The organism is Pseudomonas sp. LAMO17WK12:I5 (assembly GCF_900215165.1).
Classification (GTDB): Bacteria; Pseudomonadota; Gammaproteobacteria; order Pseudomonadales; family Pseudomonadaceae; genus Aquipseudomonas; species Aquipseudomonas putida_A.
On record NZ_OBDS01000001.1, the window covers coordinates 569,517 to 583,707 of the forward strand.

Below are 14,191 nucleotides of genomic sequence, written 5' to 3' on the forward strand. Positions count from 1 at the left end.
AGATTTGTTTGCAACACCACCAATCCCCCTGTGGGAGCGGGCTTGCTCGCGAAGGCGGTGGGTCAGCCATATTAATATCGACTGATATACCGCATTCGCGAGCAAGCCCGCTCCCACCGTTGGAATTGTGTAGGTCAGGTTTTTTTGGTGCGCGGCAGGAAGATCGCCAGCACGCCAAACAACGGCAAAAAAGAGCACAGGAAATACACGTACTCGATCCCGTGCACATCCGCCAGATGCCCCAGCAGCGCCGCACCAATCCCGCCGAAACCAAACATCAAGCCGAAGAACACCCCGGCGATCATCCCGACATTGCCCGGCACCAGTTCCTGCGCGTAAACCACAATCGCCGAGAACGCCGAGGCGAGAATGAAGCCGATCACCACGCTGAGGACAGTGGTCCAGAACAGATCGACGTGCGGCATTAGCAACGTGAACGGCGCCACGCCGAGGATCGAAAACCAGATCACCGCCTTTCGCCCGATCTTGTCGCCGATCGGCCCGCCAAAGAACGTCCCCGCCGCCACCGCGCCGAGAAACAGGAACAGGTGCAGCTGTGAACTGGCCACCGACAGGTCGAACTTCTCGATCAGGTAAAAGGTGAAATAGCTGGTGAGGCTGGCCATGTAGAAATACTTGGAAAACACCAACAGCCCCAACACCACCAGCGCACTGATCACCCTGCCCTTCGACAACCCGTGAGTCGCCGCCTGCCCGGCCTTGAGCTTGAACAGGTTCAGGTGATGGGCGTACCAGCGGCTGATGCGATACAGCACGAACAGCGCAAACACCGCGAACAGACCGAACCACGCCACGTTGCCCTGACCGAACGGAATGATGATCGCTGCCGCCAGCAACGGGCCGAACGCAGAACCGGCGTTACCACCGACCTGGAAGGTCGATTGCGCCAGACCAAAGCGTCCGCCCGAGGCCAACCGCGCGATCCGCGAAGCCTCGGGATGAAAGGTCGAGGAGCCGATACCGATCAGCGCCGCCGCCAACAGAATCAATGGAAAACTGCCGACCACCGACATCATCACGATGCCAATCAGCGTGCAGATCGAACCTGCCGGCAACAGCCACGGTTTCGGATGGCGGTCAGTGTGATAACCGACCCACGGCTGCAACAGCGACGCGGTCAATTGGAAGGTCAGCGTGATCAGGCCGACCTGGGTGAAGCTCAAGCCATAGTTGGCTTTGAGCATCGGATAGATCGACGGCAGCACCGACTGAATCAGGTCGTTGATCAAATGCGCCAGCGCCACCGCGCCGATGATACGCATCACCAACGGGCTGCTTTGGGGAGGAGCGGACGCCGAGGCAGCGGCGGTCTGAGCGTTGCTGATAGCCATGAAAGTTTCCGTACAGCAGATGGGTGCACGCAGGCAGGTGCGTCAATGTGCCATTTTTCGGTGCGCCAGCGCCATCCCCTTAGCCAGCTAACTAACTGACTGACCGTCGCACGCGAAGTGATAGCGCAACGCCATGGTCTGAATCTTGCCTTGCTTCTCCCCTCGAACGCGGCGGCCTTACAAAGGCCTCCGAGAATGGGAAGTTTCGCTACAGAGCCGGCCTACAGAGCGGGCGAGAGTGAACTTTCGAGGCCTTTTAGCAGGGCACGACATCCAGGTCGCACGACCGTGATGCACGCCAATGGTGCGTGGTGTCCAGAGGAGTCATGAGGCATGCAGGCTTTCCTTTCACCGGGGATCAAATTGCTGGGGCGGTTTGGCTTCGCACGTAAATTCCAGCTGTTGTTTCTGCTGTTCATTCTGCCGTTGGCCGGCAGCCTGTTGATGATCGGCCAGGACTATCGCGACAAGCTCAACCTGATTTCCGGCGAGCGTGCCGGCGTGCGCCAGTTGCTCAGCCTCGATGCGCTGGACAACCTGCTCGCCGCCCAGCGTGACCGCGCTGCTCGCTGGCGCGCCACCGAAACCAATCGCCAGCCAACCCCGGCGACCCTCGCCGCCATGGCTACGTTCGACGCGGTGCAACCAGCCGTCCAGCAAGCCACCAGTGATTTGGGCAACGCGCTGAAAAATGAAGGTGCCGAAGGCGAAACCCTCGCCCGTTATCAAGCCCTGCAAACCGCGCTCGCTGGTCTGGATTCGAAAAGCCTGAGCGGCGTCGGCTGGTGGCCGGACGGTTACGACCGTTTCACCAATGCTCTGAGCGCCCTGCAAGCCTTGCGCGAGCAAATCGTCATGGACAACCGCCTGACGCTGGCGCCATGGCTGGAAACCTATCTGCTGACGCAGATCTCGACCCAGCATGCACCGGATCTGATCGAGCGCGTGGGTCGACTCGCCGCCGTCGGCCAGGCTTCGGTGGTCTCGGGACAATTCACCCTGCAAAGTCGCTTGCAGCTACGCGACCTGCGCGGCCGCATCGGCGACGCCCGCGAGCAGCTTGTCAAAACGGCAGGCCTGCTCGAAGCGCGCATGCCGAGCGATCTGCAAACCTGGGCCGGTCAATACCACGACAGCCTCAAGCGTCTGGACGCTGGGCTGAAGGTGCTGGATGACGGCGTGTTCGGCGGCAGCATTACCCTCAAACCCGAAGATTTCGAACGCAGCCTCGACGCCCTGCTGAGCGATCTTGCGTCGTTGCGCCAGCAATCGCTGCTGTCGCTGGATCAGCGCCTGGACGCCTACCACGCGTCGGCGATTCGTCAGTTCATCGTGGTCGCCGCCGTGTTCGGTTGCCTGTTGCTGGCGGCGCTGTACCTGTTCGTCTGCCTGCAGGCTTCGATACGCCGCAGCGCCAGCGGCATTACCCTGCTGGCCGAGGCCCTGCGTGACGGCAATCTCAGCCTGCAAGTGCCGGTGGTGGGCCGCGATGAGCTGGCGGCGATCAGCACCGCGCTCAACGTCGCGGTGGTGCAACTGCGCGCGAGCATGCTCGGGGTCGATCACGAAACCTCACAACTGAGCCACGCGGTGCGCAGCCTCAACGATCATTCCAGCGGCGCGCTGAGCGAAGTCGAGGCGCAGCAATTGCAGATCAGCCAGATCGCCGCCGCTGCCACGCAACTGGCCGCCACTTCGCAAGGTGTGGCGCAGAGTTGCGAACAGGCTTCCGGCAGCGCCCAGTACACCCGGCGCATCGCCGCGGACAGCAGCCGCGACAGCCAGCGCACCACGGCGAGCATTCAGCAACTTAACCAACGCCTCAACGAAACTGCCGCCGCACTCGGTCGAGTCAGTGAGCAGGGCCAGCAGATTCAACTGGTGGTCGACACCATCCGTGGCGTCGCCGAGCAGACCAACCTGCTGGCGCTCAACGCTGCGATCGAGGCGGCACGCGCCGGCGAACAGGGACGCGGCTTTGCCGTGGTCGCCGATGAAGTGCGCAGCCTGTCGCAGCGCACCCAGTCATCGACCGCGCAGATTGCCGGCACCGTCGACAGCTTGCGCGCCACGGTCAACGAAGCGGTGAGCCTGATGGAGGCCGCGTGCGGCCAGGCACAATCGGATGCTGAAGCCGTGACCGGTCTTGGTGAACGTCTTGGTGAAATCGCCAGCGCGGTGCAAAGTGTCACTGACACCTTGGCGCAGATCGCCACCGCCGTTGAGGAACAGGCGAGCACCGCCGATGAAGTCAGCGGCAATATCCAGCAGGTCGATCAGGCGGCGATGCGTTTGCTTGAAGGTGCGCGGGCGGTGAACCTCGCAGCGGACACGCTGAGCCAAGGCAGCCATGCGTTGAGCGCCAATACCGCGAGATTCCAGCTGCGTTGACGCCCTGCCCGCCCCCGATTTCCGGGGTCGGAGGATAAGCGGTTGAAAATAAGAAGAAATATTTTAAATTTACGCTTGACGCTTTTCCATTTCAGGGGAATAATGCGCGCCACTTGGCTACATAGCTCAGTTGGTTAGAGCATAGCATTCATAATGCTGGGGTCCGGGGTTCAAGTCCCTGTGTAGCCACCAAGTACTAAAAACGGCTTACCGAAAGGTAGGCCGTTTTTTTATGCCTCGAGAAAACCGCCCTCTGTGGTGAGGAGATAAATCCCTCACCACAATGCCAATCCTGACCTATTCAGGTCTGCTCTGCCGACAGGGCCATCAGCCCCTTCGCCCAGATCTGCCGAGTACGCAACCCGACCATCGCCCGCCAATCCGGATCGGCCGGATAGAACTGCTCCAGCAGTTTCAACTTGATCGCCCGCCCCGTCGCATCCAGCGGATCGCCATGCAGATGCAGCCAGTGATCATCGCGCAAATAACGATGCACCTCCGGGCCCGGATAGGTTCCGCATTCGATCACGAACGGCATCAGTTGCACGCCCGGCAACGCATTGAGCAATGCCTGTGAGGTGTAGCCGGTAGCCGTCGCTGCGACACCGGTTTCGCTCAACGTTTCGGCGCCGGTGTGCAAGGTGTACAACCATGGGCCGTAGATCGACTGTGCTTGCGCCAACGCCGGATAAGGCGCCTGGGTGATGGTCAGCAACATCGGATGACCGTATTCGCCGGCGCCGGTGTGCAGGTCGAAACACATCACGGTTTGCGCGCCTGCCAGATGCGCGTCGATGATCTGATGCAACGTGCGATTAGACCAACTCGGCGCGCGGCCGCCATAGAACAGTCCATCGGGATGGCTATGCTGACCGCCCTCGACAATCGACATCACCGCCGGCCAGCCGTGTTCGGCAATCTGTGCGTCGAGCAAAGCGTCGGTGCGCTTACGCTCGGGGCCGTGCAACTCGGTGCAGGCGTAGATCTCGTGCAGCGTGGCGTAGGCGCGGTTGTCCGGTAGCGATCCTGCGAAATCCAGGTGATTGCGGTTGAGGTCGATATTGTCTTCGTTGACCCGCCGCAGCCACGCGGTGCCCCACGGGTTGATCAGGTGAATCATCACTACCGCGACATCCTTAGGCAGCGAGCCCGGCACGAAAGTCTTCAGCCAGTCGATCTGGCAATCCGAGCCGTAATAGCCCTCGACTCCGTGAGTGCCGCTGAGCGCCACCAGCCGGCGCTTTGCCTGCGGATTACCGAGCACCGCGACATCGGTGCTCAGGGGCTCGCCAAAGGGGCCGCAACGCGGGTGCGCATACGAAGTGAGCGTGGCGCCAGCGGCGTTGGCGGCGGCAAGAAACCGTTCACGTTGATCGCGGTAACTGGACTCGGTGGGAAACTCGCTGTGCATATCGGCCTCTTGTGTTTTTTATGGCTTGACCTTTGTAGGAGTGAGCCTGCTCGCGATAGCGGTGGGTCAGTCAACTTGGATGTTGAATGTTATGACGCCATCGCGAGCAGGCTCACTCCTACAGGGGGATATTTGCGGTCGTTCTATTGAGTTTGACCCTAGCGAACATCCGCCCGAAAAAGAAAGACAAAAATGCCCACCGGTTTGCGTCGCGACCGAGCGGTCGATAAAGTCCGTCAGACCTTTCACCCCACGGACGGAGAGCCCCACGTGTTTCCAGCCCTGCCCCTGAGCCGCTTTCGCCTGCCTGCCCTGACGCTGATCATCAGCGCCCTGACCCTCACCGCGTGCAACGCCCCGCCCTCCTCGACCTTGCCGCTGGCGCCGGAGGCCGCTTCCGGTTACCGCACCGATCTGCAGACTCGCCACGCCAGTCAACATATGGCCGCTGCCGCCAATCCGCTGGCCGCCGAGGCCGGTCGCGAGATGCTGCGCAAGGGTGGTTCGGCCATCGACGCGGCGATTGCCATGCAAGCAGTGCTGACTCTGGTAGAACCGCAATCCTCCGGGATCGGTGGCGGCGCGATGATTGTGTTGTGGGACGGCAAACAGGTGCGCACCTACGACGGACGCGAAACCGCCCCGGCGGGTGCCAGCGAGAAGCTGTTCCTGCAGGCCGACGGCAAACCGATGCCATTCCCGCAGGCGCAGATCGGCGGGCGCTCGGTGGGCACTCCGGGCGTGCTGCGTGCGCTGGAAATGGCACACAAACAACACGGTCGCCTGCCGTGGGCCACGCTGTTCGAACCGGCGATCAAACTCGCCGAGCAGGGCTTTGCGATTTCACCGCGCCTGCATTCGCTGCTGGAATCCGACCCGGTAATCCGTAAATCGCCGGACATGGCCGCCTACTTCCTCAACCGCGACGGCAGCGTCAAAGCCGTCGGCACCCGTCTGCAAAACCCGGCATTGGCCGCCGTGCTCAAGCGCATCGCCAACGAAGGCCCGGACGCGCTGTACAAAGGCCCGATTGCCGAAGAGATCGTCGCCAAAGTGCAGGGCCACGCCAACCCCGGCAGCCTGTCGCTGAATGATCTTCAGCACTATCAGGCCAAGGAGCGCGCGCCGCTGTGCACCGACTATAAACGCTGGCAGGTCTGCGGCATGCCGCCGCCGTCGTCGGGCGGGATCGCCGTGGCGCAGATTCTCGGCACCTTGCAGGCGCTGGAAAGCCGCGACCCGCATCTGTCGCTGACACCGCTCAAACCTGTGAAAACCAACAAACCGGCCGGTATCGAACCCGATCCCCAAGCCGTGCACCTGATCGCCGAAGCCGAACGCCTGGCCTACGCCGACCGCGCGCAATACGTCGCCGACACCGATTTCGTTCCGGTGCCGGTCAAAGGTCTGGTCGATCCGGGTTATCTGGCCAGCCGCGCCAGCCTGATCGGCGAACGCAGCATGGGCAGCGCCCAACCGGGCACACCGCCGGGCGTGCAGGTGGCCTACGCGCCGGATCGCTCGCCGCTGCGCATCTCCACCTCGCAAGTCGTTGCCGTGGATGATCTGGGCGGCGCGGTGTCGATGACCACCACCATCGAAGCGGCGTTCGGCTCGCACCTGATGGTGCAGGGCTTTTTGCTGAACAACCAGATGACCGACTTCTCGTTCATCCCCGAAGAGCACGGGCAGAAAGTCGCCAACCGCGTCGAACCCGGCAAACGCCCACGCTCGTCGATGGCGCCGACGCTGATCTTTGACCGCAACAGCGGCGAATTCCTCGCCAGCGTCGGCTCGCCGGGCGGTTCGCAGATCATCGAATACGTGGCCAAGACCACCGTCGGCCTGCTCGACTGGAACCTCGACCCGCAAAGCGCCATCAGCCTGCCCAACTTCGGCAGCCGCAACGGCCCGACCGAACTGGAACAAGGCCAGTTCAGCCCGGCGTTGATTCAGGCGTTGAAGGACAAGGGACATGTTGTGAATGAAATCGACATGACCAGCGGCACCCAGGCGATCGTGCGGGTCAAGGATGCGCAAGGGAAAGCCTCGCTGGAAGGTGGCGCGGATCCACGGCGTGAGGGGGAAGCGTTGGGGGATTGAGGTTACGCAGGAAAAACAAAAGGCTTACCGCGAGGTAAGCCTTTTTTGTGCCTTATAAATTGTGCTCCTCTGCCGCAAGAGGCTAGCTAATCAAACCGGCAGGATTTTACCGTCCACCGCATCGCCAATCGTCAGGAAATGCCCGCCGGCCACGTGGTGCAGCGTGCGCAAACCGTCGTGCCCGTCGAAATGCCAACGCCCATCGCTGAACACCCGTTCATCCGCCTGAGCGGCGATGACTTCGGCGAGGAACAGGTCGTACTGCTCGTGGTTGCGCGGCTCCGGCAGCAAGCGGCATTCGAGCCAGGCCACGCAGCCTTCGAGCAGAGGCGCCTCGACGGTTTCACCAGCGAAGGTTTGCAGGCCATAAGCCTGAAACTTGTCTTGCCCCTGATTCTGCTGGATTTCCAGACCCGAGGTATTGCCGACGGTTTGCACGATGTCAGCCTGATTGACGCACGGCACGTTGAGCACAAAAGTGCCGGAGGCTTCGAGCAACTGGCGGGTCCAGGTGGACTTGTCGAGGACGACGGCGACTTTCGGCGGTTCGAAATCCAGCGGCATCGCCCAAGCGGCGGCCATGATGTTGCGCTGGCCGTCATGGGCAGCGCTGACCAGCACGGTCGGCCCGTGATTGAGCAGACGGTAGGCTTTGTTCAGGGGCACCGGGCGGCGGTGGGAAGCACTCATGGGGATCTGCTCCGGGGAAAAAGGAACAGATTGTAGCGCCACCTTCAACTGTAGGAGTGAGCCTGCTCGCGATCGCAGTAGTTCAATCAACATGGATGTTGAATGTCAGACCGATATCGCGAGCAGGCTCACTCCTACAGGGTTTAGTACAGGTCAGTTAGAGAGTTGATTGGCAAACTGGCCGACCGCATCCACCACTTTCTGCGCGCCGTCCTGGATCTCGACGATCACCGTGCCCGCCTCCGCCGCCAGCGCCAGGCCCTGCTCGGCCTGCAGCTTGCCATCGGTCATCAGGGCCACGGCGTTGCGTGCCATTTCCTGGTTCTGCCGCACCACAGTGACGATCTCTTCGGTCGCCTGACTCGTGCGCGAGGCCAGTTGCCGCACTTCGTCGGCCACCACCGCAAAACCTCGCCCCTGTTCACCAGCGCGAGCCGCCTCAATGGCAGCGTTGAGCGCCAGCAGGTTGGTCTGTTCGGCAATGCCGCTGATGGTTTTGACGATGGTACCGATCACCTGTGACTGCTCGTTCAGGGCTTCGATGCCCTCACCGGCCGCCTGCATGTGGCGCGACAGATCGCGCATCACATTCACCGCCTCGGTGACCACCGTGGTGCCCCGTTGCGCAGTGCTGTCGGTTTGCTGCGAAGTGCTGTAGGCAATGCTGGCCGCGTCGGCAACCGCTTGTTCGCGGTTGACCTGATCGGTGATCACCGTGGCGAACTTCACCACTTTGTACAGTTTGTTGTTGGCATCGACCACCGGGTTGTAGGACGCCTCCAGCCACACCGTACGACCGTGGCTGTCGACGCGCTTGAAGCGGTTGGCGACAAACTCGCCGTTGTTCAGGCGACGCCAGAAATTCTGGTATTCGGCGCTGTTGTATTCCTCAGGGGTGCAGAACATCCGGTGATGTTTGCCTTTGATCTGCGCCAGGTTGTAACCCATGCCCTGCAGAAAGCGCTCGTTGGCATTGAGCACGTTGCCATTGAGGTCGAACTCGATCACCGCCGTCGAACGCACCAAGGCACCGATCAGGTTTTCGTGTTCGCGGGAGGCTTCGATGGTGCGGGTCAGGTCGCTGGAGAAGATCGAGAAATGCTTGATCCGCCCGTCCGAAGAGCGCACCGGCTGCACGATGGAGCGCAGCCACGCCTCTTCGCCGTTACCGCGCAGCAGGCGCACTGCGCCAGCGAAATGCTCGCCACGGGTCAGTGCGGCCTTGAAACGGTGATGAAAGTCGTCGGCCTTCACGTGCGCCGGAACGATATCTTCAATGGCGCGCCCCACCAGATCCTGGCTCTTGTAGAGCATCTCGCCAAGGAAGTTCTGATTGACCGACTGAATCCGGCCATCGGGTTCCAGGGTCAGCACCAGCATCTCGCTTTCCAGGCTTTCCTTCACTTGCAGCAGGCTGGAGAGTTCTTCACGAAGCGTAGCCAGCTCTTGCTTGAGGCGTTTGTTGAACATGGGAAAGTACCGATAGGCAGGGTAGAAAGCGGGATGCAGCTTAACCATCGGCCTTGGAAAACTTTTCTGAAGAGCGTTTGAGACCGGCCAGTCAAAAATAATCCCGCCGGGCTTTTACTCCTATAGATCACTCCACTGAGCCGTTACAAAAGCCACCGCTCTGGCCCGGCCACTTCAGGTATTCTCAGGTCAAATTGCAACAACATGTTGCAGGTAACCGCCCGATAAGGAGTGCCGTTTTGGATTTATCGACCGCTGCCTGGATGATGCATGACACCCGCCTGATTCTTTGCTGCCTGCTGGCGATTGCGACGATCATCGTGTTGATCAGCGCCACCAAACTTCCACCTTTTCTCTCGATCCTGATCGGCACTTTTATTGCCGGTGTCGGCGCAGGTTTGCCGCCAGAGGATGTAGCGAAGGCGTTCAGCAAAGGCGCCGGGGCGATTCTCGGAGAAGCGGGGATCATCATTGCCCTGGGTTCGATGCTTGGCGCACTGATGGCCGAGTCCGGCGCTGCCGACCGTATCGCCTCGACGCTGCTCGGGCTGGGCAAAGGCAAGTCCCTGCCGTGGGTCATGGCGTTGGTGGCGATGGTGATCGGCCTGCCGCTGTTCTTCGAAGTGGGGCTGGTGATGATGGTGCCGATCATCTTCGTCATGGCCCGTCGCTCGGGTCAGCCATTGTTGAAAATCGCCATTCCGGCGCTGGCCGGGATGACCACCCTGCATGCCCTGATGCCGCCGCATCCCGGGCCGCTGATCGCGGTCAGTGCGTTGCACGCCGACCTTGGGTTGACCATGTTGCTGGGCTTCAGCATCGCGATTCCGGCGGTGATTCTGGCGGGGCCGCTGTACGGCAACTGGCTGTCGAAACGCATGCACGTCGATGAGCCGGCAGAGCTCGGCGCACTGTTCAGCGCCCCGCCGAAAGCGCCGCGCCAGCCGAGTTTCGGCCTGTCGCTGCTGATCATTCTGTTGCCGGTGCTGCTGATGCTCGGCAGCACCCTGGCCAAAGTCGCGATGCCCCCCGAAAGCAGCGTGGCCCTGACCCTGAAGTTCCTCGGCGAACCGTTGGTGGCGCTGGGCATTGCGGTGATGGCGGCGGTGATCTGCCTCGGCTGGGCCAACGGCATGCCGCGCGAACAGGTCGGCGGCACCCTGCGTAAAAGCCTCGCGCCAATTGCCGTGTTGCTTCTGACCATCGGCGCTGGCGGCGGCTTGAAGCAGACCTTGCTGGATGCCGGCGTCAGCCAGACCATCAGCAAAGTCGCCGAGGGTGCGCACATGCCCTACCTGCTGCTGGCTTGGCTGATTGCCGTGGCACTGCGTCAGGCTACGGGTTCGGCGACAGTCGCGACCACGACGACGGCGGGGATTCTGGCGCCGATGATGGCGGGGCTCGCCGCGACGCAAAGCTCACTGGTGGCGCTGACGATTGGCGCCGGCTCCGTGTTCTTCTGCCACGTGAATGACGCCGGCTTCTGGATGGTTCGCGAATACTTTGGCTTGCAACTCAAACAGACGATCTGGGTCTGGTCGATCCTGCAAACCATTGTCTCGGTGGTGGGACTGGTGGGGACGTTGCTGTGGTGGCACTGGCTGACCTGACACTCGTCAGGAACAGGGCGCCACGGCTTGGCGCCCGACACTGCTCATGCGCGAACCGAAATACGCCGCGCTGACAATGCCGACTGCGCCCATCACCGCACAGAACATCACGCAGATCCACGGACTCCACGGCATCAGACCGATCAGCAACAGCGGTGTGATACTCGCCCACGCGGCGTAGGCAATGTTGTAGGTGAAGGAGATGCCCGACACGCGAATCCGCGCCGGAAACAATCCGACCATCACCGATGGCACCGCGCCGACCACACCGCAGCCCAGGCCGGCGACGGCATACGCCAGCCCGACCCAATTGCCGCCCATGATCAGACAGCTATAAAGCACACCAATGCCCAACGGCAGCAGCAGGCTATAAAGCAGGACCGTGCGCCAGGCACCGATGCGATCGACCAGCAATCCGGCAATCACACAACCGATGTTGAGAAAGACGATGCCCAACGCACTCAGGGCGAAGGTGTGGCTGGCGGTCATGCCGAAGGTTTTCTGCATCATGGTCGGGGTGATGACCACGAACACCACCACCGCCGACGTCAGCACACAGGTCAGCAGCATCGCCGGCAACATCGCCAGACGATGTTCGCGCAGCACCGTGCGCAACGGCAGTTCGACCCGCGCTTCACGCTGGGCTTCCATGGCCATGAACACCGGGGTTTCGCTCAACCAGCGGCGCAGGTAGACACCGATCACGCCGAACACACCACCGAGCAGGAACGGATAACGCCAGGCGTAATCAAGGATTTCCGCCGGGGTGAACACTTGTGCAAGGAAAGTCGCGGTCAGCGCGCCAATCAAGTAACCAAAGGTCAACCCGGCCTGCAAAAAGCCCAGCGCGTAACCGCGATGCCCGGCAGGCGCGTGCTCGGCGACGAACACCCAGGCGCTCGGAACTTCCCCACCCACCGCCGCGCCTTGCAGGATGCGCAGCGCCAGCAACAGCAGCGGCGCGAAATAACCGATCTGGGCATACGTCGGCATGATCCCGATCAGCAGGCACGGCAGCGCCATCATCAGGATGCTCAGACTGAAAACCTTTTTCCGGCCCAGACGATCGGCGAAATGCGCCATCAGAATTCCGCCCAGCGGGCGCGCCAGATAACCGGTGACAAAGATCCCGAAGCTTTGCAGCAGACGCAGCCACTCGGGCATTTCCGGCGGGAAGAACAACTGGCTGAGGGTCAGGGCGAAGAACACGAAAATGATGAAATCGTAGATCTCCAGCGCCCCGCCGAGGGCCGCAAGACCGAGGGTCTTGTAGTCGGAGCGGCTGAACGGCGCCGGTCGCGCTGTGGATTGGGCAGTCATGGCAAAGAACTCTGGCAGGCAAAAAACCAAGGCGCCCATGGTCTACGCAAATCCGCCTGGGGACAACCCGTTAGACCATAGTCCCGGTTTGGCAAAACCTGCTCACAAAACAGCCTGGCTTGATTTACTGTTTAAGCCTGTCCGGAGGAACCTGGCCAACGCCGACTGACCGGAGCGAACCCCGTGTGGGAGCGAGCCTGCTCGCGAAGGCGTCAGCCCAGCCAACTTCGATGTTGAATGTGCCGACCTCTTCGCGAGCAGGCTCGCTCCCACAGGGATCTCTGTGTTGTCGAGATGGGCGACCGTTCCTGCAGACCCACAATAACCATAAAAATCCGAGGTACTCCCTGTGGCCGTTGATATCGAAGATAGCCGCTCCGCGCGCTTTGCCTTGCGCTGTTCAAGCTTTGCCGAACGCTGGTTCCCCGACTCCTGGGTATTCGCCGCACTGGCGGTGATCATTGTCGCGCTGGCCACTTTGGCCATGGGCGCCAAACCCACCGATGCCGCGATGGCGTTCGGTGACGGGTTCTGGAGCCTGATCCCGTTCACCATGCAAATGGCCTTCGTGGTGATTGGCGGGTATGTGGTCGCCAGCTCGCCACCCGCCGTCAAACTGATCGACAAACTGGCACGCATCCCGAAAAACGGCCGCTCCGCCGTGGCCTGGGTCGCGCTGATCTCGATGGTCGCCTCGCTGTTGAACTGGGGCCTGTCGCTGGTGTTCGGTGGTTTGCTGGTGCGCGCCCTCGCCCGCCGCACCGATCTGAAAATGGATTACCGCGCGGCCGGTGCGGCGGCGTATCTGGGCCTCGGCGCGGTCTGGGCGCTGGGCCTGTCCTCATCGGCGGCGCAGTTGCAGGCCAACCCGGCGAGCCTGCCGCCAGCGATCCTGTCGATCACCGGGGTGATTCCGTTCACCCAAACCATCTTCCTCTGGCAATCCGGCGCCATGCTGCTGGCGCTGATCGTGATTTCGATCATCGTTGCCTACGCCACCGCGCCCGGCCCGAACTCTGCGCGCGACGCCAAGGATTGTGGCATCGACCCGGCGTTCAACCTGCCACCGCTGCAACCGCGTACCCGGCCCGGCGAATGGCTGGAGCACAGTCCGCTGCTGATCATTCTGCTGGTGTTGCTGGCGGCCGGTTGGCTGTTCCACGAGTTCTCGAGCAAACCGGCGATCACCGCGATTTCCGGGCTCAACACCTATAACTTCCTGTTCATCATGCTCGGCGCCCTGCTGCACTGGCGCCCGCGCAGCTTCCTCGATGCGGTGGCCCGCGCGGTGCCGACCACCACCGGCGTACTGATCCAGTTCCCGCTGTACGGCTCGATCGCCGCGCTGCTGACCACGGTCAAAGGTGCCGATGCGCAGACGCTGGCGCATCACATCTCGACCTTCTTCGTCAGCATCGCCTCCCACGACACCTATGCGCTGTTGATGGGCGTGTACTCGGCGATTCTCGGTTTCTTCATCCCGTCCGGCGGAGGCAAGTGGATCATCGAAGCGCCGTACGTGATGCAAGTCGCCAACGATCTGCAATACCACCTCGGCTGGGCGGTACAGATCTACAACGCCGCCGAGGCCCTGCCGAACCTGATCAACCCGTTCTACATGCTGCCGCTGCTGGGCGTGCTCGGTCTGAAGGCGCGCGACCTGATCGGCTTCTCGTTCGTGCAATTGCTGGTGCACACGCCGCTGGTGCTGTTCTTGCTGTGGGTGCTGGGGACGACATTGGCGTATACGCCGCCGGTTATTCCTTGAATCAGTGCGGGGCGCGGTCAATCGGTCGACGCCCCGCCTTCCCTTCCTGACAGCGCCGTGTCGACGCCGACATGGC

9 protein-coding genes, 1 tRNA gene and 1 pseudogene are annotated in these 14,191 nt (G+C 61.8%); 5 read left to right on the forward strand and 6 right to left on the reverse strand.

Features of this window, described 5'->3' with window-relative positions; all coding sequences use genetic code 11:
* Positions 1-134: 134 nt before the first annotated feature.
* Positions 135-1,352, reverse strand: coding sequence for an MFS transporter (locus CRO59_RS02630; protein WP_097086253.1), 1,218 nt, complete (start codon positions 1,350-1,352; stop codon positions 135-137).
* Positions 1,353-1,685: 333 nt separating this feature from the next.
* Here CRO59_RS02630 and CRO59_RS02635 point away from each other — a divergent pair, with 333 nt between their 5' ends.
* Positions 1,686-3,743 (forward strand): methyl-accepting chemotaxis protein, encoded by a 2,058-nt coding sequence (locus CRO59_RS02635; protein ID WP_097086254.1) that lies wholly within the window; start codon positions 1,686-1,688, stop codon positions 3,741-3,743.
* A gap of 115 nt (positions 3,744-3,858) precedes the next feature.
* A tRNA-Met gene (locus CRO59_RS02640) sits at positions 3,859-3,935 on the forward strand.
* Positions 3,936-4,044: 109 nt separating this feature from the next.
* On the opposite strand, the gene CRO59_RS02645 is transcribed toward CRO59_RS02640, so the two are convergent.
* Complete coding sequence (locus CRO59_RS02645) at positions 4,045-5,154, reverse strand: DUF2817 domain-containing protein (RefSeq protein WP_097086256.1); 1,110 nt, start codon at positions 5,152-5,154, stop codon at positions 4,045-4,047.
* A gap of 270 nt (positions 5,155-5,424) precedes the next feature.
* Here CRO59_RS02645 and ggt point away from each other — a divergent pair, with 270 nt between their 5' ends.
* A complete protein-coding gene (gene ggt, locus CRO59_RS02650) occupies positions 5,425-7,257 on the forward strand; it encodes a gamma-glutamyltransferase (protein ID WP_097086258.1) in 1,833 nt (610 codons plus the stop codon).
* A gap of 90 nt (positions 7,258-7,347) precedes the next feature.
* Here the strand turns inward: ggt and CRO59_RS02655 are convergent, their stop codons facing one another.
* From CRO59_RS02655 to CRO59_RS29185, 3 genes and pseudogenes are all read right to left on the reverse strand, one after another.
* Positions 7,348-7,947: a flavin reductase family protein gene (locus CRO59_RS02655; RefSeq protein ID WP_097086259.1), complete on the reverse strand. Its 600-nt coding sequence runs from the start codon at positions 7,945-7,947 to the stop codon at positions 7,348-7,350.
* 153 nt (positions 7,948-8,100) lie between these two features.
* Positions 8,101-8,661, reverse strand: a complete 561-nt coding sequence (locus tag CRO59_RS29180) for a methyl-accepting chemotaxis protein (RefSeq protein WP_371917798.1) — start codon at positions 8,659-8,661, stop codon at positions 8,101-8,103.
* Positions 8,641-9,465, reverse strand: a pseudogene (locus CRO59_RS29185) (PAS domain-containing protein); the annotation flags it as partial. The gene CRO59_RS29180 and the pseudogene CRO59_RS29185, both read right to left, overlap by 21 nt.
* 191 nt (positions 9,466-9,656) lie before the next feature.
* On the opposite strand from CRO59_RS29185, the gene CRO59_RS02665 reads away from it, so the two are divergent.
* The gene (locus CRO59_RS02665; RefSeq protein ID WP_097086262.1) at positions 9,657-11,027 is read left to right on the forward strand and encodes a gluconate:H+ symporter; all 1,371 of its coding nucleotides are present in this window, start codon (positions 9,657-9,659) and stop codon (positions 11,025-11,027) included.
* Positions 11,028-11,033: 6 nt separating this feature from the next.
* Here CRO59_RS02665 and CRO59_RS02670 read toward each other — a convergent pair whose 3' ends face one another.
* Positions 11,034-12,347 (reverse strand): MFS transporter, encoded by a 1,314-nt coding sequence (locus tag CRO59_RS02670; protein ID WP_097086294.1) that lies wholly within the window; start codon positions 12,345-12,347, stop codon positions 11,034-11,036.
* 349 nt (positions 12,348-12,696) lie between these two features.
* Here CRO59_RS02670 and CRO59_RS02675 point away from each other — a divergent pair, with 349 nt between their 5' ends.
* Positions 12,697-14,115, forward strand: coding sequence for a short-chain fatty acid transporter (locus tag CRO59_RS02675; RefSeq protein WP_003228189.1), 1,419 nt, complete (start codon positions 12,697-12,699; stop codon positions 14,113-14,115).
* The last annotated feature ends 76 nt before the right edge of the window (positions 14,116-14,191 follow it).